At 69.2% G+C, this 22,098-nt stretch carries 23 protein-coding genes; 10 read left to right on the forward strand and 13 right to left on the reverse strand.

Going from position 1 to position 22,098, the window contains the following annotated elements:
- From nuoK to ACWFRB_RS03735, 11 genes are all read right to left on the reverse strand, one after another.
- Positions 1-300, reverse strand: coding sequence for an NADH-quinone oxidoreductase subunit NuoK (gene nuoK / locus ACWFRB_RS03685; protein ID WP_452638913.1), 300 nt, complete (start codon positions 298-300; stop codon positions 1-3).
- Entirely contained in the window at positions 297-1,109 is an 813-nt protein-coding gene (locus ACWFRB_RS03690) for an NADH-quinone oxidoreductase subunit J (RefSeq protein ID WP_452638915.1), read from the reverse strand. The genes nuoK and ACWFRB_RS03690 overlap by 4 nt, the downstream gene beginning before the upstream one ends.
- Complete coding sequence (nuoI, locus tag ACWFRB_RS03695) at positions 1,106-1,750, reverse strand: NADH-quinone oxidoreductase subunit NuoI (protein WP_452638917.1); 645 nt, start codon at positions 1,748-1,750, stop codon at positions 1,106-1,108. The genes ACWFRB_RS03690 and nuoI overlap by 4 nt, the downstream gene beginning before the upstream one ends.
- The gene (gene nuoH / locus ACWFRB_RS03700) at positions 1,734-3,071 is read right to left on the reverse strand and encodes an NADH-quinone oxidoreductase subunit NuoH (RefSeq protein WP_452638918.1); all 1,338 of its coding nucleotides are present in this window, start codon (positions 3,069-3,071) and stop codon (positions 1,734-1,736) included. The genes nuoI and nuoH overlap by 17 nt, the downstream gene beginning before the upstream one ends.
- Positions 3,071-5,593, reverse strand: coding sequence for an NADH-quinone oxidoreductase subunit NuoG (gene nuoG, locus ACWFRB_RS03705; RefSeq protein WP_452638919.1), 2,523 nt, complete (start codon positions 5,591-5,593; stop codon positions 3,071-3,073). The genes nuoH and nuoG overlap by 1 nt, the downstream gene beginning before the upstream one ends.
- On the reverse strand, positions 5,593-7,758 hold the full coding sequence (nuoF, locus tag ACWFRB_RS03710; RefSeq protein ID WP_452638921.1) for an NADH-quinone oxidoreductase subunit NuoF: 2,166 nt from the start codon (positions 7,756-7,758) through the stop codon (positions 5,593-5,595). Before nuoF ends, nuoG begins: the two co-directional genes overlap by 1 nt.
- Before the next feature lie 41 nt (positions 7,759-7,799).
- Complete coding sequence (nuoD, locus tag ACWFRB_RS03715; RefSeq protein ID WP_452638923.1) at positions 7,800-9,098, reverse strand: NADH dehydrogenase (quinone) subunit D; 1,299 nt, start codon at positions 9,096-9,098, stop codon at positions 7,800-7,802.
- The gene (locus tag ACWFRB_RS03720) at positions 9,098-9,781 is read right to left on the reverse strand and encodes an NADH-quinone oxidoreductase subunit C (protein ID WP_452639022.1); all 684 of its coding nucleotides are present in this window, start codon (positions 9,779-9,781) and stop codon (positions 9,098-9,100) included. Before ACWFRB_RS03720 ends, nuoD begins: the two co-directional genes overlap by 1 nt.
- A gap of 74 nt (positions 9,782-9,855) precedes the next feature.
- Positions 9,856-10,419 (reverse strand): NuoB/complex I 20 kDa subunit family protein, encoded by a 564-nt coding sequence (locus tag ACWFRB_RS03725; protein ID WP_452638924.1) that lies wholly within the window; start codon positions 10,417-10,419, stop codon positions 9,856-9,858.
- 63 nt (positions 10,420-10,482) lie between these two features.
- The gene (locus tag ACWFRB_RS03730; protein ID WP_452638926.1) at positions 10,483-10,851 is read right to left on the reverse strand and encodes an NADH-quinone oxidoreductase subunit A; all 369 of its coding nucleotides are present in this window, start codon (positions 10,849-10,851) and stop codon (positions 10,483-10,485) included.
- Positions 10,852-11,140: 289 nt separating this feature from the next.
- The gene (locus ACWFRB_RS03735; protein WP_452638928.1) at positions 11,141-11,557 is read right to left on the reverse strand and encodes an Rv3143 family two-component system response regulator; all 417 of its coding nucleotides are present in this window, start codon (positions 11,555-11,557) and stop codon (positions 11,141-11,143) included.
- A gap of 182 nt (positions 11,558-11,739) precedes the next feature.
- Here ACWFRB_RS03735 and ACWFRB_RS03740 point away from each other — a divergent pair, with 182 nt between their 5' ends.
- Genes ACWFRB_RS03740 through ACWFRB_RS03770 form a run of 7 tightly spaced genes read left to right on the forward strand, consistent with a single transcriptional unit; the run spans position 11,740 to position 16,492 of the window.
- A complete protein-coding gene (locus tag ACWFRB_RS03740) occupies positions 11,740-12,042 on the forward strand; it encodes an urease subunit gamma (RefSeq protein WP_027501480.1) in 303 nt (100 codons plus the stop codon).
- Between the two features lie 9 nt (positions 12,043-12,051).
- Entirely contained in the window at positions 12,052-12,363 is a 312-nt protein-coding gene (locus ACWFRB_RS03745) for an urease subunit beta (RefSeq protein ID WP_452638930.1), read from the forward strand.
- Positions 12,363-14,084: an urease subunit alpha gene (locus ACWFRB_RS03750; protein ID WP_452638932.1), complete on the forward strand. Its 1,722-nt coding sequence runs from the start codon at positions 12,363-12,365 to the stop codon at positions 14,082-14,084. The genes ACWFRB_RS03745 and ACWFRB_RS03750 overlap by 1 nt, the downstream gene beginning before the upstream one ends.
- Before the next feature lie 16 nt (positions 14,085-14,100).
- On the forward strand, positions 14,101-14,739 hold the full coding sequence (locus ACWFRB_RS03755) for an urease accessory protein UreF (protein ID WP_452638933.1): 639 nt from the start codon (positions 14,101-14,103) through the stop codon (positions 14,737-14,739).
- A 52-nt stretch (positions 14,740-14,791) separates the two neighbouring features.
- A complete protein-coding gene (gene ureG / locus ACWFRB_RS03760) occupies positions 14,792-15,469 on the forward strand; it encodes an urease accessory protein UreG (RefSeq protein WP_077041737.1) in 678 nt (225 codons plus the stop codon).
- Positions 15,470-15,473: 4 nt separating this feature from the next.
- Positions 15,474-16,145, forward strand: a complete 672-nt coding sequence (locus tag ACWFRB_RS03765) for an urease accessory protein UreD (protein WP_452638934.1) — start codon at positions 15,474-15,476, stop codon at positions 16,143-16,145.
- Positions 16,142-16,492: an ArsR/SmtB family transcription factor gene (locus ACWFRB_RS03770; RefSeq protein WP_452638936.1), complete on the forward strand. Its 351-nt coding sequence runs from the start codon at positions 16,142-16,144 to the stop codon at positions 16,490-16,492. Before ACWFRB_RS03765 ends, ACWFRB_RS03770 begins: the two co-directional genes overlap by 4 nt.
- On the opposite strand, the gene ACWFRB_RS03775 is transcribed toward ACWFRB_RS03770, so the two are convergent.
- The gene (locus ACWFRB_RS03775) at positions 16,489-17,898 is read right to left on the reverse strand and encodes an NAD(P)/FAD-dependent oxidoreductase (protein WP_452638937.1); all 1,410 of its coding nucleotides are present in this window, start codon (positions 17,896-17,898) and stop codon (positions 16,489-16,491) included. The genes ACWFRB_RS03770 and ACWFRB_RS03775 overlap by 4 nt on opposite strands.
- A gap of 205 nt (positions 17,899-18,103) precedes the next feature.
- Between ACWFRB_RS03775 and gdhA the strand changes: the two genes are divergently transcribed.
- A complete protein-coding gene (gene gdhA, locus ACWFRB_RS03780) occupies positions 18,104-19,471 on the forward strand; it encodes an NADP-specific glutamate dehydrogenase (protein ID WP_452638938.1) in 1,368 nt (455 codons plus the stop codon).
- On the opposite strand, the gene ACWFRB_RS03785 is transcribed toward gdhA, so the two are convergent.
- A complete protein-coding gene (locus ACWFRB_RS03785; protein ID WP_452638939.1) occupies positions 19,464-20,255 on the reverse strand; it encodes a helix-turn-helix domain-containing protein in 792 nt (263 codons plus the stop codon). The two genes, gdhA and ACWFRB_RS03785, sit on opposite strands and share 8 nt — an antisense overlap.
- Before the next feature lie 133 nt (positions 20,256-20,388).
- Here ACWFRB_RS03785 and ACWFRB_RS03790 point away from each other — a divergent pair, with 133 nt between their 5' ends.
- Positions 20,389-20,751, forward strand: coding sequence for a nuclear transport factor 2 family protein (locus ACWFRB_RS03790; protein ID WP_452638940.1), 363 nt, complete (start codon positions 20,389-20,391; stop codon positions 20,749-20,751).
- 179 nt (positions 20,752-20,930) lie between these two features.
- Positions 20,931-22,097: a HoxN/HupN/NixA family nickel/cobalt transporter gene (locus ACWFRB_RS03795; RefSeq protein WP_452638941.1), complete on the forward strand. Its 1,167-nt coding sequence runs from the start codon at positions 20,931-20,933 to the stop codon at positions 22,095-22,097.
- Position 22,098: the final 1 nt, after the last annotated feature.

Below are 22,098 nucleotides of genomic sequence, written 5' to 3' on the forward strand. Positions count from 1 at the left end.
TCAGTACCTAAGGAGGTTCGCGCCGTCGACCGAGGCCGAACGTCGGGTGCGGAAGATGGTCATGATGATCGCCAGGCCGACAACGACTTCGGCAGCGGCGACCACCATGGTGAAGAACGCGAAGACCTGGCCGTCGAGGTTGTGGTGCATCCGGGCGAACGTCACGAACGCCAGGTTGCTCGCGTTCAGCATCAGTTCGATGCACATGAACACGACGATGGCGTTGCGGCGGACGAGGACGCCTGCCGCACCGATGGTGAACAGCAGGGCGGACAGGTACAGGTAGTTCTCGGGGTTCACCGCGTGCCCTCCTCTCCTGGTGTATCCGATTCGGGTGCCGAGATGTCTCGCTGCTGGAGGATGCGGCTGACCGACGACGGGGCGAACGACCCGTCCGGTAGCAGCGCTGGCATGTCGACCGCGTTGCTGCGGGCGTAGACGCCGGGACTCGGCAACGGGGTCACCCGATCGCCGCCCGTGGCCCCCTCGCCCCACCGGCGAACCCGGTCACGCGAGAGCTCCCGCTGATCCGCACGCGGCCACAACCGCTCGCGGTGAGCCAGCACCATGGCGCCGATGGTCGCGGTGATCAGCAGCGCGCCGGTCAGTTCGAACGCCCATACGTAGCGGATGAAGATGAGTTCCGCGAGGGCCTCGACGTTGCCCGCAGGCAGTTCGCCCGGCTCGGCGATGCCGCCGCCCAGGTAGACAGACGCGGTGCCGATGGCCGCGATCAGCAGCACCCCGAAACCGAGCCCCGCCACGATCGCGGCGACCCGTTGGCCGCGAAGCGTTTCCACCAGCGAGTCGGAGGAGTCGACGCCGATGAGCATCAGGACGAACAGGAACAGCATCATCACCGCGCCGGTGTAGACGACGACCTGCACGACGCCGAGAAAGAGTGCGTCCTGGGCGATGTAGAACACCGCGAGAATGATCATGGTCAGCGCAAGGAAGATCGCCGAATAGACGGCCTTGGTCGCGCATACGACGCCAAGGGCGCCGATCACGGCCACCACGGCGAGGACCCAGAACTGGACCGCCTCGCCCGTGGACGTGCGGGCGAGGGGCTCGGCGGCGAAGTGCGCCGCGGCGGAAACCGCGTTCACGGGTGCGACCCTCCTTCCGCGCCTTTGCCGTCGGGGGGCTCCGCGGGCTCCGTGCCTGTGTCGTCGGGGCGCTTCGCGGGCTCCGCGCCCGTGTCGTCCGCGTCCGGCACCACGGTGCCGAGGTAGTAGTCCTTGTCCGTGCTCCCCGGCTGCATCGGGTGTGGCGGCGGGGTCATGCCGGGATCGAGCGGCGCCAGCAGGCGATCCTTCTCATAGATCAATCCCGCCCGGTTGTCGTCGACCATCTCGTAGTCGTCGGTCATGGTCAGCGCCCGGGTCGGGCACGCCTCGATGCACAGTCCGCATCCGATGCACCGCAGGTAGTTGATCTGGTACACGCGGCCGTATCGCTCACCGGGCGAATAGCGTTCGGCCTCGGTGTTGTCCGCGCCCTCCACATAGATGGCGTCGGCGGGGCAGGCCCAGGCGCACAGCTCACACCCGATGCACTTCTCCAGCCCGTCCGGGTAGCGGTTGAGCTGATGCCTGCCGTGGAAGCCGGGGGCGGTCGGCGTCTTCTCTTCCGGATAGAACTCGGTGTTGGGCTTCGCGAACATCGTTCGGAAGGTCACGCCGAATCCCGCTAGGGGAGTCAGGAACCGACCCTTCTGGCCGCTTCGTGGGCTACGTTCCTGTGCCATCGTTGCCCTCCTGGGTGGTGGCGCCCGTGGATACCGGGGTGCGGCGGAACGCGGGCAGGCTCTGGCCGGGTAGCGGCGGAACAGGGAAACCGCCTGCCATCGGGTCGAACGGCTCCTCGGCCGGGGGTGCGGTCGGGCCCCCTGTCGCCGGCGGCACCGGCTCGGCCGCGTGCTTCGGTGCGGACCGGATCCGTCGCCACACCAATCCGAGCGCGACCAGTGCGACGACTGTCCCCGCGCCGAAGAGGAAGACCTGCAGGGAGCCGTACCCCTCGTTCCGCAGGGTCCGCATCGCGGCGACCACCAGGACCCAGACCAGTGCGGCGGGGATCAAGACCTTCCAGCCGAGGTTCATGAACTGGTCGTAACGCAGCCGGGGCAGCGTCCCGCGCAACCAGATGAACACGAACAGGAAGCCCCAGACCTTGGCCGTGAACCACAGCAGGGGAAGCCATCCGGAATTCGCGCCGTCCCACATGTTCAGTGGCCACGGGGCGTGCCAGCCGCCGAGGAACAGCGTGGTGGCGAGTGCCGAGACGGTCGCCATGTTGATGTACTCGGCGAGCATGAACATCGCGAAGCGGAGCGAGGAGTACTCGGTGTGGAAGCCGCCGACCAGCTCGCCCTCGGCCTCCGGGAGGTCGAACGGCGCGCGGTTGGTCTCGCCGACCATCGAGGTGGCGTAGATGAGGAACGAGGGCAGGAGCAGGAAGACGTACCAGGTGCCCTCTTGCGCGGCGACGATGCCGGAGGTGGCCATGGTGCCCGCCCACAGGAAGACCGCGGCGAACGCCAATCCCATCGCGACCTCGTACGAGATGACCTGTGCCGTCGAGCGCAACCCGCCCAGCAGCGGGTAGGTGGAGCCCGACGCCCACCCGGCGAGCACGATGCCGTACACGCCGACCGAGGTGACCGCGAGGATGTACAGGACGGCGACCGGCAGATCGGTGAGTTGCAGCGGAGTCCGGTGGCCGAGGATCGACACCTCGGGACCGAACGGGATCACGGCGAAGGCCATGAAGGCAGGCACCACCGCGATGATCGGAGCCAGCAGGTAGACCGGCCTGTCCACGCCGCTCGGGACGATGCCCTCCTTGAGCGCCAGCTTGATGCCGTCGGCCAGGCTCTGCAGCGTTCCCTTCGGACCGACCCGGTTGGGACCCACCCGCATCTGCATCCAGGCCAGCACCTTGCGTTCGGCGAGGATCGCCAGCAACGGGGTCAGGACGAGGAAGACGAAGACCGCCAGGGCCTTGCCGAGCACGAGCCACCACGGATCGTGGCCGAACGCCGACAGGTCTGTATATCCCGTGTCCACTACCGCTCCGTTCCGGTTGTCGCGGAATGGATGCGGACGAGGCCGCCGGGGAGGGTGGCGAGCTCACGGAACACCGCGGACCCGGGGGAGTTCAGCGGCAGCCACACCACCCGGTCCGGCAGGTCCGTGACGGCCAACGGCAGGGTGATCGATCCCCTGTCGGTGCTCACGGTCACCGGATCCCCTTCGGCGGAGTCGATCTCGGCGGCGGTGGCGGCCGACAGACGCAGGACCGGTGTGCGCGCGGTGCCCGCGAGGTGCGGCTCCCCGTCCTGCATGCGGCCGGAGTCCAGCAGCATTCGCCAGCCGGCCAGGACCGCCTCGCCGGGGCCAGGCCGCGTCGGCTCCGCGACTGCGATGTCCGGCGGGGCGGGGGACGCACCGTCCCACGGGCCGAGCCGCGCGAGTTCGGCGCGCGCGGCCGCGGCGTCGGGAAGGCCGAGCGGCGTGCCCATCCGATCGGCGATCGCGTCCAGCACCCGCTGGTCGGGCATGGCGCCGGTGCCCGGAAGCGCGGCGCCGAACACGCGGGGGCGGCCCTCCCAGTTGAGGAAGGTGCCCGGCTTCTCCGTCACCGGGGCGACGGGGAACACCACGTCGGCGCGTTCGGTGACCTCACTGTGGCGCAGCTCCAGGCTAACCACGAAACCGGCCGCCTCGATGGCGGCAAGGGCAGCCCGCGGGTCGGCCAGGTCGCCCGGCTCGACCCCGCCGACCACCAGCGCCCCGAGCCGGCCGTCGCGCGCGGCGGCGAGGATGTCCGCGGAGTCGCGCCCCCGCATCGCAGGCAGATCCGTGAGGCCCCACGCCTGTGCCACCTGCCTGCGGGCGGCGTCATCGGCGACCGGCCTGCCGCCGGGCAGCAGTTGGGGGAGGGCGCCCGCCTCCAGTGCGCCCCTGTCGCCGGCCCGGCGGGGTACCCACACCAGCCGGGCCCCTGTCCGGTCGGCGAGCCGGATCGCGGCGGACAGCGCGCCCGGGAGGGCCGCAAGGCGCTCGCCGACCATGATCACGGCGCCCGCCGCCCGCAGCAGCTCCGACTCCCACAGCGAGTCGAGCGCCGCCGCCTCGGCGCCAGGAGCGGTCCGCAGCAGCCGCCCCGACATCTTCTCCAGGCCGCGGCTGGCGTACGGCGCGATCGACTGCACCACGAGCGCGCCCAGCCGCGCGGCCTTCCGCAGTCGCAGGTAGACGATCGGTGACTCCTCCTCGGGCTCGAACCCGACGAGCAGCACGGTCGGCGCGTTCTCCAGGTCGCGGTATGTCACGGCAGTGTTGTTTCGAGCGACCTGCAAGCAATCGCTACGGCCGCGGTTGTTTCGAGCGACCTGCAACCAGTCGCTACGGCCGCGGTTGTTTCGGGCGACCTGCAACCAGTCGCTACGGCCGGCGACCCAGGCGGCCAGGAAGTCGGCCTCTTCCGCGGAGTGCGGCCTGCTGCGGAAGTCGATGTCATTGGTGCCGAGCACCATCCGCGCGAACTTCGCGTAGGCGTAGGCGTCCTCCAGGGTGGACCGCCCGCCCACCAGTACGCCGGTACCCGTAGCGACTGCAGAGCTCAAACCGCGCGCAGCCCTGGCCAGTGCCTCCGGCCAGGAGGCGGGCGCCAGCGTGCCGTCGTCGGCGCGGACCATCGGTGTGGTGATGCGATCGGGGGCGCTGGCGTAGGTGAACGCCCACCTGCCCTTGTCGCAGTTCCACTCCTCGTTCACCGCCGGGTCGTCGCCCGCCATCCGGCGTAACACGGTGCCGCGCCGGTGATCGGTGCGCAGGTCACAACCGCTGGCGCAGTGTTCGCAGGCGCTCGGGGTGGACACCAGGTCGAACGGACGGGCGCGGAACCGGTAGGCGGCACCGGTCAGCGCGCCGACCGGGCAGATCTGCACGGTGTTGCCCGAGAAGTAGGACTCGAACGGTTCCTTGGCGTAGATGCCTACCTGCTGCAGCGCGCCCCGCTCCAACAACTCGATGAACGGGTCGCCCGCGACCTGCTGGGAGAAGCGGGTGCACCGGGCGCACAGCACGCACCGCTCCCGGTCGAGCAGGACCTCCGACGACAGCGGAATCGGTTTGGGGAAGGTGCGTTTGACCCCGCCGAACCGCGATTCGGTCCGGCCGTTGGACATCGCCTGGTTCTGCAGCGGGCACTCGCCGCCCTTGTCGCAGACGGGGCAGTCCAGCGGATGGTTGATCAGCAGCAGCTCCATCACGCCCCGTTGCGCCTTGTCCGCGACGGGCGAGGTGAGCTGGGTGTGGACCGTCATACCTTCCGTGACGGTGGTGGTGCACGACGCGAGGGGCTTGCGCTGGCCCTCCACGTCGACCAGGCACTGGCGGCAGGCGCCGACCGGGTCGAGCAGCGGATGGTCACAGAACCGGGGGATCTGGATGCCGACCATCTCCGCGGCACGGATCACCAGCGTCCCCTTGGGAACCGCGATCGGGACGCCGTCGATGGTGGCCGACACGAGTTCCTCGGGGACGGGCAGTTCCGCCGCGTCGCTGTTCGCGTTCGCCGTCATCAGATGTGTCCTCTGGGATCGAGAGTGGACCGGTCCGGATCGAACGGGCACCGGCCGAGCTCGAAGTGCGCCAGGTACTCGTCACGAAAGTGCTTGATGGAGGACATGATCGGGCTGGCAGCGCCGTCGCCGAGGGCGCAGAAGGACTTCCCGAGGATGCTGTCGGAGATGTCGAGCAGTTTCTCCAGGTCCGCCTCGGTACCGTCGCCTGCCTCCAGGCGTTCGAGGATCTGGACCAGCCAGTAGGTGCCCTCGCGGCAGGGGGTGCACTTGCCGCAGGACTCGTGCTCGTAGAACTCGGTCCAGCGCAACACCGCTCGGACCACGCAGGTGGTCTCGTCGAATATCTGCAGGGCCTTGGTGCCGAGCATCGAGCCCGCCGCCGCGACGTGTTCGTAGTCCAGCGGGACGTCGAGGTGATCGGCGGTGAACAGGGGAGTCGACGATCCTCCCGGGGTCCAGAACTTGAGCGAATGTCCGGCCCGCACGCCGCCCGAGTACTCGAGCAGCTCGCGCAGGGTGATGCCGAGCGGCGCCTCGTACTGTCCTGGCCTGGCGACGTGGCCGGAGAGGGAGTACAGGGTGAAGCCGGGCGATTCCATGCTGCCCATGGAGCGGAACCACTGCGGCCCGCGCAGGATGATCGGCGGGACGCTGGCGATCGATTCGACGTTGTTGACCACGGTCGGGCTCGCGTACAGGCCGGCCACCGCAGGGAACGGCGGGCGCAGGCGGGGTTGCCCGCGGCGGCCCTCGAGCGAATCGAGCAGTGCCGTCTCCTCGCCGCAGATGTAGGCCCCCGCGCCCGCGTGCACCACCAGCTCCAGGTCGTAGCCGGAGCCGAGGATGTCCGGGCCGAGATACCCCGCGTCGTAGGCCTCGGCCACGGCGGCCTGCAGACGACGCAGCACCGGCACCACCTCACCCCGCAGGTAGATGAAGGCGCGGCTGGCGCGGATGGCGTACGCCGCGATGATCACGCCCTCGACCAGCGCGTGCGGCGTGGCCAGGATGAGCGGCATGTCCTTGCAGGTGCCGGGCTCGGACTCGTCCGCGTTCACGACCAGGAAGTGCGGCTTGGCCGCGGGCCCGCTCCGCTCCTGTGGGATGAACCCCCATTTGGTGCCGGTGGGGAATCCGGCACCCCCGCGCCCGCGCAGACCGGAGTCCTTCACGGTCCCGATCACCTGATCGGGACCCATGCGCAGGGCCTTGTCCAGTGCCCGGTAGCCGTCGTGCCTGCGGTAGGTCTCCAGCGTCCAGGACCTGGGGTCGTCCCAGTACCGGCTAAGGACCGGGGACAACGAGGTGGGCGAGGCCGACGGCTCCGGAGTCGCGTCGGCCAGCGGCTGGTCCGTCTCGTCGGGGGAGGCGGCGGGCTCGGGCGGCGGAGCGGCGACCGGCGCCTCCATCCCCAGTTCGCGGGCGATTCGCAGGCCGACCACGGTGGGATCGCCCGCGCCGCCGCCCGCCTCGAGAGCGCCGGGCCGGGTGTCCGGGAACCCGGCGAGGATCCGGGCTGTCTCACGGAAGGTGCACAGCGGGGCGCCCCTGGTCGGGGTGACCTCGTCGCCTGCCGCAAGGCCGTCGACCAGCTCCCTCGCCGAATCAGGGGTCTGGTTGTCGAAGAACTCCCAGTTGACCATCACGACAGGGGCGAAGTCACACGCCGCGTTGCACTCGATGCGTTCGAGCGTGATCTTGCCGTCGTCGGTGGTGTCGCCGTTGCCGACGCCGAGATGATCCTCGAGGGCGGCGGCGATCGCATCGCCACCCATGACCGCACAGAGCGTGTTGGTGCAGACCCCGACGTGGAAGTCGCCGGTCGGATTGCGGCGGTACATCGAGTAGAAGGTCGCCACTGCGGTGACCTCGGCCCCGGTGAGGCCGAGTCGCGTTGCGCAGAACTCGATTCCGGCCGGGGTGAGGTAGCCGTCCTCGGCCTGGACCAGGTGCAACAGTGGCAGCAGCGCCGAGCGCGCCTCCTGCGCCGTGCTCGTCTCGCCGTAGCGCGCGATGATCTCCGCCGCATCCGCCGCCAATCGGGCGTGGACGTCGGGAGGGTAGTCCTCGCGGGCACCGGGGCGGACCAGCTGACCCTTCTCGTCCGGACGCGGCCCGAGCTCGAGGAAGATCGGTCCGGTGGCACCGGGGGGCCCGCTCACGGAAACGTTGGTCGCGCGCTCGTCGCCTCGTCCCTGCAACATCAGCGATCAGCTCCGCCCATGACCGGATCGATGCTGGCGACCGAGGCGATGACGTCGGATACCATCCCGCCCTCGCACATGGCCGCCACCGCTTGGAGATTGGTGAAGGAGGGGTCCCGGTAGTGGACCCGGAACGGGCGGGTGCCGCCGTCGCTGACCATGTGAACGCCCAGCTCGCCTCGGGGCGACTCGACCGCGGTGTAGACCTGTCCCGGCGGCACCCGGAGCCCCTCGGTGACGAGCTTGAAGTGGTGGATCAGCGATTCCATGGAGGTCCCCATGATCTTGCCGATGTGTTCGGGGGAGTTGCCGAGTCCGTCGCTGCCGAGGGCGAGATCGGCAGGCCAGGCGATCTTCTCGTCCGCCACCATGACGGGGCCGGGGCGCAGTCGGTCGAGGCACTGTTCGACGATCTTCAACGACTCCGCCATCTCGTCGACCCGGATCCGGTAGCGCCCGTAGCAGTCGCTGGTGGTTTCGGTGATGACGTCGAATTCGTAGTCCTCGTAGCCGCAGTAGGGCGCGCTCCTGCGCAGGTCGTGGGGCAGGCCGGTGGCCCGCAGGACCGGACCGGTGATGCCAAGTGCCATGCAGCCGGTCAGGTCGAGATAGCCGATCCCCTCGGTGCGGGCCTTCCAGATCGCGTTGTCGCTGAGCAGCAACTCGATGTCCCGCAGTCGTTTCGGCATGATCACGAGAAGTTCGCGAACCTTCCGGTCCGCGCCGGGCGGCAGGTCCCGGACGAGGCCGCCGGGACGGATGTATGCGTGGTTCATCCGCAGGCCGGTGATCGCCTCGAAGACATCGAGGATCAACTCGCGCTCGCGGAACCCGAAGAGCATCGGGGTGATCGCGCCCAGCTCCATCCCGCCGGTGGCCAGCGCCACCAGATGGGAGGAGACCCGGTTGAGCTCCATGAGCATCACCCGGATGACGTTGGCCCGCTCCGGGATCTGGTCGGTGATGTCGAGGAGCTTCTCCACCCCGAGGCAGTACGCGGTCTCGTTGAAGAACGGTGACAGGTAGTCCATCCGAGTGACGAAGGTGACGCCCTGCACCCAGTTGCGGTACTCGAGGTTCTTCTCGATCCCGGTGTGCAGGTAGCCGATTCCGCAGCGCGCCTCGGTGACCGTCTCGCCCTCGATCTCGAGGATGAGGCGGAGGACCCCGTGCGTGGACGGGTGCTGCGGGCCCATGTTCACGACGATGCGCTCGGCGCCCGCCGTCCCGGCCGTGGATGAGACGACCTCGTCCCAGTCCTGACCCGTCACGGTGAGGTTCTGTCCGGTCTCGTTCATCAGTTGTACGCCCTCCGCTCGTCCGGCGGCGGCACCTGCGCGCCCTTGTACTCGACGGGGATGCCGCCGAGCGGGTAGTCCTTGCGCTGCGGGTGACCCTCCCAGTCGTCGGGCATCTCGATCCGGGTCAGCGACGGATGGCCGTCGAAGACGATGCCGAAGAAGTCGTAGGTCTCCCGTTCGTGCCAGTCGTTCGTCGGGTACACCCCGTACAGCGACGGAACGTGCGGATCGCCGTCGGGTACAGATACTTCGAGCCGGATGAGGCGGCCGAGGGTGATCGACCGGAGTGGGTAGACCGCGTGCAGTTCCCGGCCGGTGTCCTGCGGATAGTGCGCGCCGTTCACGCCGAGGCACAGCTCGAATCGGAGATCGGGTTCGTCGCGCAGGATCCGCGCGACCAGCGGTAGGTGTGACCGCCGGACGTGGAAGGTCAGCTCGTCCCGGAAGACGACGACCTTCTCGATCGCGTCCGCGAACGGTGTGCCGGCGTCGGTGAGCGCCGCCTCCAGGGCGTCCGCGACCTCGTCGAAGTAGCCGCCGTACGGACGAGGCGCGGTGTCGGGCGCGGTGACCGGGCGAATCAGCCGACCGTAGCCGGAGGTGTCGCCGGTGCCGCGCACCCCGAACATGCCGCGGCGCACACCGATCAGCTCCTCGTCATCGGGGTGCGCAGACGGCACCGCGCCCTCCGGGCCCGCCGTCGCCTCCGCGTCGATCCGCCGGACATCCTCGTCGCGGTCGCTTTTCTCGTGGGTCACCGGAGCAGACCCCCGGGGCTGCCGAGATCGAACGTCGGGGTGGAGGCCAGCGCGGCCTGCTCGGCGGCGCGCACCGCCTCCTCGCGGTTGGCACCCAACGGCATCTGCTGGATCTTCTCGTGCAGCGTGATGATCGCGTTCAGCAGCATCTCCGGCCGCGGCGGGCACCCGGGCAGGTAGATGTCCACGGGAACGACGTGGTCGACGCCCTGCACGATCGCGTAGTTGTTGAACATGCCGCCCGAGGACGCGCACACCCCCATCGCCAGCACCCACTTGGGTTCGACCATCTGGTCGTAGATCTGGCGCAGGACCGGGGCCATCTTCTGACTGACCCGGCCTGCGACGATCATCAGATCCGCCTGCCGCGGCGAGGCGCGGAATGCCTCCATCCCGAAGCGTGCGAGGTCGTAGCGCCCCGACGTGGTGGCCATCATCTCGATCGCGCAGCAGGCGAGGCCGAAGCTCGCCGGCCAGAGGGAGCCCTTCCTTGCGAAGCCCGCCAGCCCCTCGAGCGTGCTCAGCAGGAAGCCGCTCGGCAGTTTCTCCTCGAGACCCATCTCGCTACTCTTCTCGGTTCGGATTCAGCGTGAGATCGATTCCGGCACTCCATGAACGGGCGCTCAATCCCAGCTCAGGCCACCTCGGCGCCACTCGTACACGTAGGCAACGGCAACGTTGACGATGAACAGCGCCATCGCGCCGAAACCGAAGATGCCGAGTGCGTCGAAATGCACGGCCCAGGGATAGAGGAACACGATCTCGATGTCGAAGATGATGAAGAGCATCGCCGTCAGGTAGTACTTCACGGGGATGCGCTGGCCGGTGGCCCTTCCCGCCGGCTGCTGCACCGGGTCGATGCCGCATTCGTATGCCTCGAGCTTGGCCCGGTTGTACCGCTTCGGGCCGACGATCGACGCCACGATCACCGAGAAGATCGCGAATCCCGTTGCGATCGCTCCGAGTACGAGGATCGGCACATAGACGTTCATGCCGGGTGAGCTCCCCTCTGTGCGAGCCTGGCCGCCCGGTTCCGGACGGTCGTTCCAGCACGCGCGCGGGACCGATGCGGCAGTCGATCTCGGACCGACCCGTCGGTCCGACTTGCCAGGCTCGCCCCATGCAAACGCTCCTCAGGTCCGAAGCACTTCCCGCGCGATCACTCCGGCCGAACGAGCCGCACTATCCCGACTCGGGTCGATGTGAGCTACATCTCACCCTACCGGTCTGGGGAGTTCGCGCCCGCTGGTTCGCGGGCGTGTCCGGCGGCGAACCGCGGAGCTACGCGGCGGCGCGCAGCAGCGTGACGACGGCGTCGGCGAGGCGGATCGGGTCGATCGGCCGCGGCACCGAGGCCTCGGCCCGCGACCAGGTGGCGAGCCAGGCATCGTCGGGCCTGCCGGTCAGCACAAGGATCGGCGGGCAGTCGCGGATCTCGTCCTTCAACTGCTTGGCGATACCCATCCCGCCGACGGGGGTCGCCTCCCCGTCCAGGACGGCCAGGTCGATGCCGCCCGCGTCCAGGCGCTCGATCACGACGGGTCCGGTCGCCACCTCGACGTACTCCAGCTCCGGCAGATCAGGATCGGGCCGCGTTCCGACCGCGCTGATGACCTGGGCACGGGTGTTCGCGTTGTCGCTGTACACGAGCACGCGCAACACGACTGGCGGGCTGGTGCGGTCCGTCGCCTCGGTCACAGGCTCGATGCTACTGGCGATCCGCTCTCGCGGGCCGTCGCTGCGTCGAGAGAGGCGTGTTGCCTGCATGTTTCGGTCTTCTTACAGCCGTATCAACCGGCCGGGGAGGATGCGATCGCTCCCGGTCCTCGTGGCACCATTGCCCCTCCGGGCACCCGCCCGGCACATGACAAGGAGGACGGATGCGCCTGTCGCCCCATGAGCAGGAACGGTTGCTGCTCAGCTACGCCGCCGAACTCGCAAGGCGTCGCAGGGGCAGGGGTCTGCTCCTCAACCATCCCGAGGCGGTGGCCATCATCACCGACCACCTGCTCGAGGGCGCGCGGGACGGCCGCACCGTCGCCGAGCTGATGGCATCCGGTCGCGAGGTGCTCGGCCGCGAGGACGTGATGGAGGGCGTGCCCGAGATGCTCGCCGACGTCCAGGTGGAGGCCACCTTCCCGGACGGCACCAAGCTCGTGACCGTCCACCATCCGATCGCGTAGGAGCAGAAGATGATCCCCGGTGAAATCCTCTGCGCCGACGGCGAGATCGAGCTGAATCCTGGTGCGCCGAGGACCGATCTCGAGGTGCTCAACGTCGGCGACCGGCCGATCCAGGTCGGCAGTCACGTGCACTTCCCGCAGGCGAATGCGGCGCTGCGGTTCGATCGCGCGACCGCGCACGGGCTCCGTCTCGACATCCCCGCGGGTACCGCCGTTCGCTTCGAGCCCGGGCTGAGTCAGCGCGTGAGCCTGGTCCCGATCGGTGGCACACGTGAAGTGCACGGCCTGAATCTGACCGCGCCAGGAAAGTTGGACCGCTGATGAGCTCTTTGAGCAGGCCCCGCTATGCCGCCCTGTTCGGGCCCACCGCCGGCGACCGGATCCGGTTGGCCGACACCGACCTGCTCATCGAGATCACCGAGGACCGCTCCGGGGGGCCGGGGCTGGCGGGCGAGGAAGCCGTCTTCGGCGGTGGCAAGGTGCTCCGTGAATCCATGGGGCAGGGCCGTGCGACCCGCGCCGAAGGGGCACCCGACACCGTCATCACCGGGGTGGTGGTCCTCGACCACTGGGGAATCATCAAGGCGGACGTCGGGATCCGGGACGGCCGGATAGTCGCGCTCGGCAAGGCAGGCAACCCGGACACCATGACGGGGGTGCACCCCGACCTGGTGGTCGGACCCTCCACCGAGATCATCGCGGGTAACGGACGGATCCTGACCGCGGGCGCGATCGACTGCCACGTGCACTTCATCTGCCCGCAGATCATGGAGGAAGCGCTCGGTGGCGGGATCACCACGCTGATCGGCGGCGGCACCGGCCCGGCCGAGGGGTCGAAGGCCACCACCGTGACGCCCGGCGCCTGGCACCTGTCGCGGATGCTGGAGGCGCTCGACGGGTGGCCGATGAACATCGCGCTGCTCGGTAAGGGCAACACCGTCAATGCGGAATCCATGTGGGAGCAGTTGCGTGGCGGTGCTTCCGGATTCAAGCTGCACGAGGACTGGGGCTCGACCCCGGCGGCGATCGATGCCTGCCTGTCCGTCGCCGATGCGGCAGGCGTCCAGGTCGCGCTCCACTCGGACACGCTGAACGAGGCCGGCTTCGTCGAGGACACCCTCGCGGCCATCGCTGGCCGCGGGATCCACGCCTACCACACCGAGGGCGCGGGCGGCGGGCACGCGCCCGACATCATCACCGTTGCCGCGCAGGGGCACGTGCTGCCCAGTTCGACGAACCCGACCCGCCCGCACACGGTGAACACCCTCGACGAGCACCTGGACATGCTCATGGTGTGCCACCACCTCGACCCGTCCATCCCCGAGGACCTGGCCTTCGCGGAGAGCCGGATCCGGCCGTCGACCATCGCGGCGGAGGACCTGCTGCACGACATGGGCGCCATCTCGATGATCGGCAGCGACGCGCAGGCGATGGGCCGGATCGGCGAGGTGGTGCTGCGCACGTGGCAGTCGGCGCACGTGATGAAGCGCCGGATCGGGGCCCTGTCAGGCGACGGCGCCGCGGACAACAACCGGGCCAGGCGCTACGTGGCGAAGTACACGATCTGCCCCGCGATCGCGCACGGACTGGACGCCGAGATCGGATCGGTGGAGGTGGGCAAGCTCGCCGACCTGGTGCTCTGGGAGCCCGCGTTCTTCGGGGTCCGTCCCCACGCCGTGATCAAGGGTGGCGCGATCGCCTGGGCCGCGATGGGCGACGCCAACGCCTCGATCCCGACCCCGCAGCCGGTGCTGCCGAGGCCGATGTTCGGCGCCGCCCCGAAGGTGGCCGCCGCGACGTCGGTGCACTTCGTGGCGCCGCAGGCGATCGAGGACGGGCTGGCCGACCGGCTGAACGTGGACCGCAGACTGGTGCCGGTGCTCGATGTGCGCACGCGGGGCAAGGCGGACATGCCGCTCAACGACGCACGGCCCCATATCGAGGTGGACCCCGACACGTTCACCGTGCGGATTGACGGGCAGGTGTGGCGCGAGCAGCCCGCCACCGAACTGCCGATGGCCCAGCGGTACTTCCTGTTCTGATGGTGGTGCGTACGCGATGACCTCGAGACTGGCGAACCTGCTCGCGCTTGCCGACTCCCGGCTGCCCACCGGCGGGCACGTGCACTCCGGCGGAGTGGAGGAGGCCATCGCCTGCGGGCTGGTGCGGGACCTCGCGACGCTCGACGCCTACCTGCGCAGGCGGATCCGCAGCACCGGGCTGGTCGCCGGGTCGATCGCAGCGGCGGTGTGCGCAGGTGCGCTCGCCCCGGGTGAGGCCGATGCGGAGACCGACGCGCGGACCCCGTCCCCTGCGGGGCGTGCCGCGTCCCGGGCCCAGGGCCGGGGGCTGCTGCGGCTGTCCAAACACGTGTGGCCCGAGCACGACTGGTCGGTTCTCGGCGCCCGCCCGCATCTGGCGGTGGCCTCCGGCGAGGCCGCGCGGGTCTGCGGGATGAGCGACACCGAGGCCGCGATGGTCCTCGTCTACACGACGATGACGGGGTCCGCGATCGCCGCGCAGCGCCTGCTCGCCCTCGATCCTGCGGACGTGGCGGCCTGCACCTTCGCGCTCTCCGAGCTGTGTGACCGGACGGCGGATCTCGCGGCCACCGGCCTCGCCGACCTGTCCGACCCCGTGCTCGACGTGGTCGCACAGGCGCACCTGGACCGCGAACGCCCTTTGTTCGCCTCGTGAACTCCTCGACACCCCGAATGCCCGAGAACCGCACCACCCGAAGGAGATCGACATGCCCCCTCATCTGATCGACGGCGAACCGCATCAGCACACGCACGACCGGCCCAAGCGGGTTCGGGTGCCGGGCGAGCCGCTGCGGGTGGGTATCGGCGGCCCGGTCGGATCCGGCAAGACCGCGCTGGTGGCCGCGCTCTGTCGCGAGCTGCGCGACGAACTCTCGCTCGCGGTGCTCACCAACGACATCTACACCACCGAGGACGCGGACTTCCTGCGCAGGCATGCCGTGCTGCCCGACGAGCGGATCACCGCGGTGCAGACGGGCGGCTGCCCGCACACCGCGATCCGCGACGACATCACCGCGAATCTCGACGCCATCGACGACCTGATCGAGGCGAACCCGCCCCTCGACCTGATCCTGGTCGAGTCCGGTGGTGACAACCTCACCGCCACCTTCTCCTCGGGGCTGATCGACGTGCAGATCTTCGTGGTCGACGTGGCTGGCGGCGACAAGGTGCCGCGTAAGGGCGGACCAGGCGTGACGTTCTCGGACCTGCTCGTCGTCAACAAGACCGATCTCGCCCCGCTGGTCGGCGCGGACCTGACCGTGATGGAGACCGATGCGGCCCGGGTCCGCGAGGGCAGGCCGACGGCGTTGATCTCGCTGACCGCGGACCCGGCGGCGACCCCAGTGCTCGCCTGGGTGCGCGAGCAGCTGGCCGCGGCGGTCTGACCGGGTGCACACCGCGCTCACCATCGTCGCCGAGCGGGGCCGCACCCCGCGGATCCGGGCGAGCGGCGGACTGGCCGCCCGGATCACCGGGCCCGACACCGTGCACCTGATCTCCTCGGCGGCCACGCCGCTCGGCGGTGACCACCTCGAGATCACGCTGCGCGTCGGACCGGGCGCGAGCCTGACGGTGCGCACCGTCGCCGCGGCGCTCGCGCTGCCGGGCGCAGGCGAACTGGTCTCCACCGCGCGCTGGGACCTCCGGGTGGATCGGGACGCGGAGCTGCTGCTCGACCCCGAGCCCATGGTGGTCGCGGCGGACGCGGAGCACCGGACCCTCACCCGGCTCGAGCTGACGTCCTCGTCGCGGGTGACGGTGCGCGAGCGGGCACAGATCGGGCGCACCGGGGAGCACGGCGGCCGATGGTCGGGCGCGCTGCACGCGGATCTGGACGGGATGCCGCTGCTGCGGCACCGACTGGAGCTGGGCGCGGGGACGGTGGGGCACGACCTGCTGGACGCGCCGATGGCGGTCGAGAGCGAGCTGGTGTTCCCCGACGAGCGGGCCGCGGTGGTCGAGAGGTATCCCGCGGGTGGGTCGTGGGTGCGGATGCCCCTGGCGGCGGGCGGCAGTCTCGGGACCCGGCTGGGCCGCGCGTTGGCTACGGTGAACTCATGACCGATATTCCGCCCGCGTTCGACCCGGAACAGGTCGCGCAGGCCCGCGCCGCCGTCGCGGCGGTGCCGGACCTACCGGAGTGGGTGCGCCGCTTCGAACTGCTCGGCGACCCCACCCGGCTCCGGATCCTGCTCGGGCTGCACCGCGCCCCCGGCATCTACGTCTCGGATCTCGCGGCGGCGCTGGACATGAGCACCACGGCGGTCTCGCACGCGCTTCGGCTGCTGCGCAACCAGGGCTGGGTCGCGGTGCGCCGGGACGGCAAGAAGATGAGCTATTCGTTGGACGACGAGGTCGTGCACCGGATGCTGCACGACCTCGGCGCCACCCACGCGCACAACGGCTAGCCTGCCTTCTCCCGCTCCTCGCCCGTCGAGACGGCCAGCGGATCGCCGATCAGGCCTGCGTCTTTCGCTCGCTCGTAGTCCTGCAACAGGTCGATCGCGTTGCGCGCGAACACCTGCTGTTCCGTCGACGCCATCTGCGCGCGGCCGCGGCCGAGGAAGCTGACGGTCCAGGACAGGATCGTGGAGAACTTGCTGCGGAAGCCGACCAGGTACATGAGGTGGATCACCAGCCACGCGACCCAGCCGATGAAGCCGCTGATCTCCAGCTTGCCGACCTTCGCGACGGCGCTGAAACGGGAGATGGTCGCCATCGACCCCTTGTCGAAGTACTTGAAGGGGTGCCGCGTCTCGGGGGACTCGCCGGCGACGGTGGCCTTGATCTGCTTGGCGGCGTACTTGCCGCCCTGCATCGCGACCTGCGCCAGTCCTGGCAGGTTGTCGAGCGACATCATGTCGCCGATGACGTAGACGTTGGGGTACCCGGGCAGCGACAGGTCGGGGTTGACGTGGACGCGGCCCGCGCGGTCGACCTCGGCTCCGGACTGGGCCGCGAGCTGCTTGCCGAGCGGGCTGGCCTGCACGCCCGCGGACCACACCTTGCACTGCGAGTCGATGCGGCGCTCGGTGCCGTCCTTCTCCTTGACGACCAGCCCGTCGACGTCGACGTCGGTGACCATCGCGTTGAGCTGGATCTCGACGCCGAGCTTCTCGAGCCGAGCCGCCGCCTTCTCGCTGAGCTTGCCCCCGTAGACGGGGAGCACCGCGGGGGCGCCGTCGAGCAGGATCACCCGGGACTCGCGGGAGTCGATGCTCCGGAAGGCGCCGTTGAGGGTCCGATGGGCCAACTCGGCGATCTGGCCCGCCAGTTCGACGCCGGTGGGGCCGGCACCGACGACGACGAAGGTGAGCAGCCGGGCGCGCTCCTCCGGGTCCTGGGAGAGCTCGGCCTGCTCGAAGGCGCCGAGGATGCGGCCGCGCAGTTCGAGAGCGTCGTCGATGGTCTTCATGCCGGGCGCGAACTCGGCGAACTGGTCGTTGCCGAAGTAGGACTGACCGGCGCCCGCGGCGACGATCAGGCTGTCGAACTCGGTGACCGTCTCTCGTTCGAGCAGCCGCGAGGTGACGGTCTTGGCCTCGAGGTCGATCTCGAGCACGTCGCCGAGCAACACCTGGGTGTTCTTCTGCTTACGCAGGACCAGGCGGGTCGCGGGGGCGATGTCGCCGACCGAGAGGATGCCGGTCGCCACCTGGTAGAGCAGCGGCTGGAAGAGGTGGTGGGTGGTGCGAGCGATGAGGGTGACGTCGACGTCGGCGCGTTTGAGTGCCTGCGCACTGAACAGGCCGCCGAAACCGGAACCGATGACCACGACGCGATGGCGGTGCGATTCCACCGTCTGGATGCTCATTGACGCTCCTCCGCAGATCTCCGATGACGAATCTCACGGTAGTCCCAGGCCCACCTCCCGTCCCGGCAAGTCAGGTCCACGCCCACCCGTGTCGCGCCCGCGGCACGGTGTGGGATCGGTCACCGTGGCGACGCGGATCACGGAGACCCGCATGTCGCAGTGAGGAAGTCTTGTGATTGTCTTTACTTTCCATCCCTGCAGATAAATGAGGAGGGCGGCCGCTGTGAGTGGGCATGTCCGTGAGCGCGTCGACAAGTACTTCGAGGAAGTTGTCCGACGCAACGCCGGTGAGCCGGAGTTCCACCAGGCCGTCGCCGAGGTTTTCGAATCGCTCACAGTGGTGCTGGAGCGGCACCCGAACTACGCCGACGGCGCGCTGATCGAGCGGCTGTGCGAGCCGGAGCGTCAGATCATCTTCCGAGTGCCGTGGACCGACGACAACGGCAACGTGCATGTCAACCGCGGATTCCGGGTGCAGTACAACAGCGTGCTCGGACCGTACAAGGGCGGCCTCCGCTTCCACCCGAGCGTCAACCTCGGCATCGTGAAGTTCCTCGGCTTCGAGCAGATCTTCAAGAACGCGCTGACCGGACTGCCGATCGGCGGCGGCAAGGGCGGCTCCGACTTCGATCCCAAGGGTCGCTCCGACGCGGAGATCATGCGGTTCTGCCAGTCGTTCATGACCGAGCTGCACCGGCACATCGGTGAGTACACCGACGTGCCCGCGGGCGACATCGGCGTCGGTGGCCGCGAGATCGGCTACCTGTTCGGTCAGTACAAGCGGCTGACGAACTCCTACGAGTCCGGCGTGCTCACCGGCAAGGGTCTGACCTGGGGTGGCTCGCAGGTGCGCAAGGAGGCGACCGGTTACGGCGCCGCCTACTTCGTCGCCGAGATGCTCAAGACGGCCGGAACCAGCATGGACGGCAAGCGGGTCGTGGTCTCCGGTTCCGGCAACGTGGCGATCTACGCGATCGAGAAGGTGCACCAGCTCGGCGGCACCGTGGTGGCGTGCTCGGATTCGGCCGGCTACATCGTGGACGAGTCCGGCATCGACCTGGAGCTGCTCAAGGAGATCAAGGAGGTCCGGCGCGGCCGGATCTGCGATTACGTCGACACCGTTCCGTCCGCCACATATGTTGCGGGCGGATCGATCTGGGACGTGCCCTGTGAGGTCGCCATCCCGTCCGCCACCCAGAACGAGCTCGACGAGAAGGGCGCACTGACCCTGGTCGAGAACGGCGTCAAGGTCGTCGCCGAGGGCGCGAACATGCCCACCACTCCCGAGGCGCTCAAGGTGCTGCGCGGCGCGAGCGTCGCGTTCGCGCCCGGCAAGGCCGCGAACGCGGGCGGCGTGGCGACCTCGGCGTTGGAGATGCAGCAGAACGCCTCTCGCGACTCCTGGCATTTCGATTACACCGACGAGCGGCTCTCGAAGATCATGTCGGACATCCACGGCCGCTGTGTCGCGACCGCGGAGGAGTACGGCAAGCCGGGCGACTACGTCCTCGGCGCGAACATCGGCGGTTTCGTCAAGGTGGCGGACGCGATGCTCGCGATGGGCGTCATCTGACGACCTCGGCGAGCGCCGCGGCGGTCGGCGCGTCGGCGGGGTAGAAGGTCTCGATCGCCAGCTCGGCGACCGTGACGTCCATCGGCGTGCCGAACACCGTGGTGGTGCTGAGAAAAGCCAGTTCGCCTCCCGGCGTGGCGAATCGGAGCGGCACCACCAGGGCATTCGGGTCGTGGTCGGTCGGCGACTCGGCGCCGGGGTAGGCCGACAGTTCGTCGGCCAACGCGGCGAGGAACGGGTCCCCGGTGGTGGCGATCTGGTGGTCGAGCCGGTGCAGCAGGTGGCTGCGCCACTGGCCGAGATTGACGATCCGGGGTGCCATGCCCTCCGGATGCAGGCTCAATCGCAGCACGTTGACGGGCGGTTCGAGCAGGTGGAGCGCGCATCCCTCGGTGAACATCGCGACCGCGGCGTTGCCGTCGATCATGTTCCAGTGCCGGTCGACGACGACGGCAGGGGCGGGCAGGTGCGCACCGAGGATCGCCGCGATCGCGTCGGCCACCGCGGCCATCGGCAGGTCGGAGAGCTGGTGCTCGGGGTAGGCCGGGGCATAGCCGCCGGCCAACAGCAGTGAATTCCGATCCCGCAGAGGAATTTCGAGCTGTTCGCTGAGCTTGAGCAGCATCGCCTTGGTCGGCCTCGACCGGCCGGTCTCGAGGAAGCTCACGTGACGGGCCGAGACCTCTGCCCGGGAGGCGAGGTCCAGCTGACTGAGCCTGCGCCGCTCACGCCAACGTCGGAGCAGCGTGCCGACCGGCTGCTGGGCCTCGATGAGGGTGGTCATGAGGCAACCCTAGGTCGGCCCGGGAAGCGCCGCCATTACCTCGGAGGTAATCGACGCGGCGCACCAGGGCGGTCAGAGTTGTGTTCCGACGGAGGCCGAGGCGGCCACCGCGACATCCGACAGGAGCGACGACATGACCTTCGAAAACCTTGCGGCCCAGTACATCGCGGTGTGGAACGAGACCGATGCGGACCGGCGTCGCGCCGCTGTCGACGCGCTGTGGGCGGCCGACGGCCGGTACGTGGACCCGATGGCCGCGGCCATCGGCCGGGCCGAGATCGACGCCACCATCGGTGCCGTGCAGCAGCAGTTCGCCGGGATGAGCTTCCGGCTCAACGGCCCGGTCGACGGCCATCACGACCAGGCGAGGTTCGGCTGGCAGCTCGGGCCCGCAGGTGCGGAGGACCTGATCGAGGGGTTCGACGTGATCGAGCGCGACGCGGACGGACGGTTGATCCATGTACTCGGCTTCCTCGACAAGGTGCCATCCGCCTAGGGGTACGTTCCCACACACCTTCTGCCGTCCGCACACCCCCTTTGTGCAAGCAATGGGGGTGTGCCGGCGTCAACGGGTGTGCGTCCGAAACCGCCGGTCCGGGGCTTCAAATGAACAACTGAGCAGGCGTACGCTGAGTGACGGCATCGGCTCGGTTCTCGCGCCCATCGAGGAACGTCATGACCGTGACATCCCGCTTCGCACGCACGGGACTGGCGGGCGCATGGCGCGACCTCGACCGCGGCGAGCGACGCAGCCTCGTCGGCATGGCGGTCACGGTGCTCGCCCTCAACGTCCTCGGCTGGGGTGTGCTGTTCGCCTTCGTCGTTCCCGGGCATTACACGGTGCACGGCTCCGCGTTCGGCGTCGGGCTCGGTGTCACCGCGTACACGCTCGGCATGCGCCACGCCTTCGACGCCGATCACATCGCGGCCATCGACAACACCACGAGGAAGCTCGTCGCGGAGAACAAGAAGCCGATGTCGGTCGGATTCTGGTTCTCACTCGGGCATTCCACGATCGTCTTCGTGCTCGTGGCCCTGCTCGCGGTCGGAGTGCGGGAGCTCGCCGCGAGCCTGTCCGACGACGACTCCGATCTCACGCGATGGACGGGGGTGTTCGGCACCCTGGTCTCGGGGTCGTTTCTGCTGCTCATCGGCCTGCTCAACCTGATGTCGTTGATCGCGATCTACCGGGTGTTCCGCGAGATGAGGAGGGGCGCCTACGACGAGGCTCGGCTGGAACGGGAACTGGACAATCGGGGAGCCCTCAACAGGGTGCTGAAGCCGGTGGTCGCCGCGGTCCGTGCACCGTGGCACATGTATCCGGTTGGGCTGCTCTTCGGGATGGGCTTCGACACGGTCACCGAGGTGGGGCTGCTCGTCATCGCGGGGGGTGCGGCCGCGACCGGGCTGCCCTGGTACTCGATCCTGGTGTTGCCGATCCTGTTCTGCGCGGGCATGACGTTGTTCGATTCGATCGACGGCTCGTTCATGAACTTCGCGTACGGCTGGGCGCTGGCCCGGCCGCTGCGCAAGATCTACTACAACCTCGTGGTCACGGGGCTGTCGGTGGTGGTGGCGATGCTCATCGGCGCGCAGGAGATCATCTCGATCCTCACCGCGAAGTTCGATGTCACCGACGGACTGCTCGGGTGGATCGGCGGACTCGATCTCGGGGCGATGGGGTTCATCATCGTCGGGCTGTTCATCGGCACCTGGCTGACCGCCGTGCTGGTGTGGCAGTACGGCGGCGTTCAGGCGCGCTGGGAGTCCGGGCTCGCGGCGGCGATGCGGCCCGAGCGAACGGCGTCGCCGCTGCCGGAGAAGGCGGCGTCACCCGAGTGAC

This window comes from Rhodococcus sp. NPDC055112, from assembly GCF_053607505.1.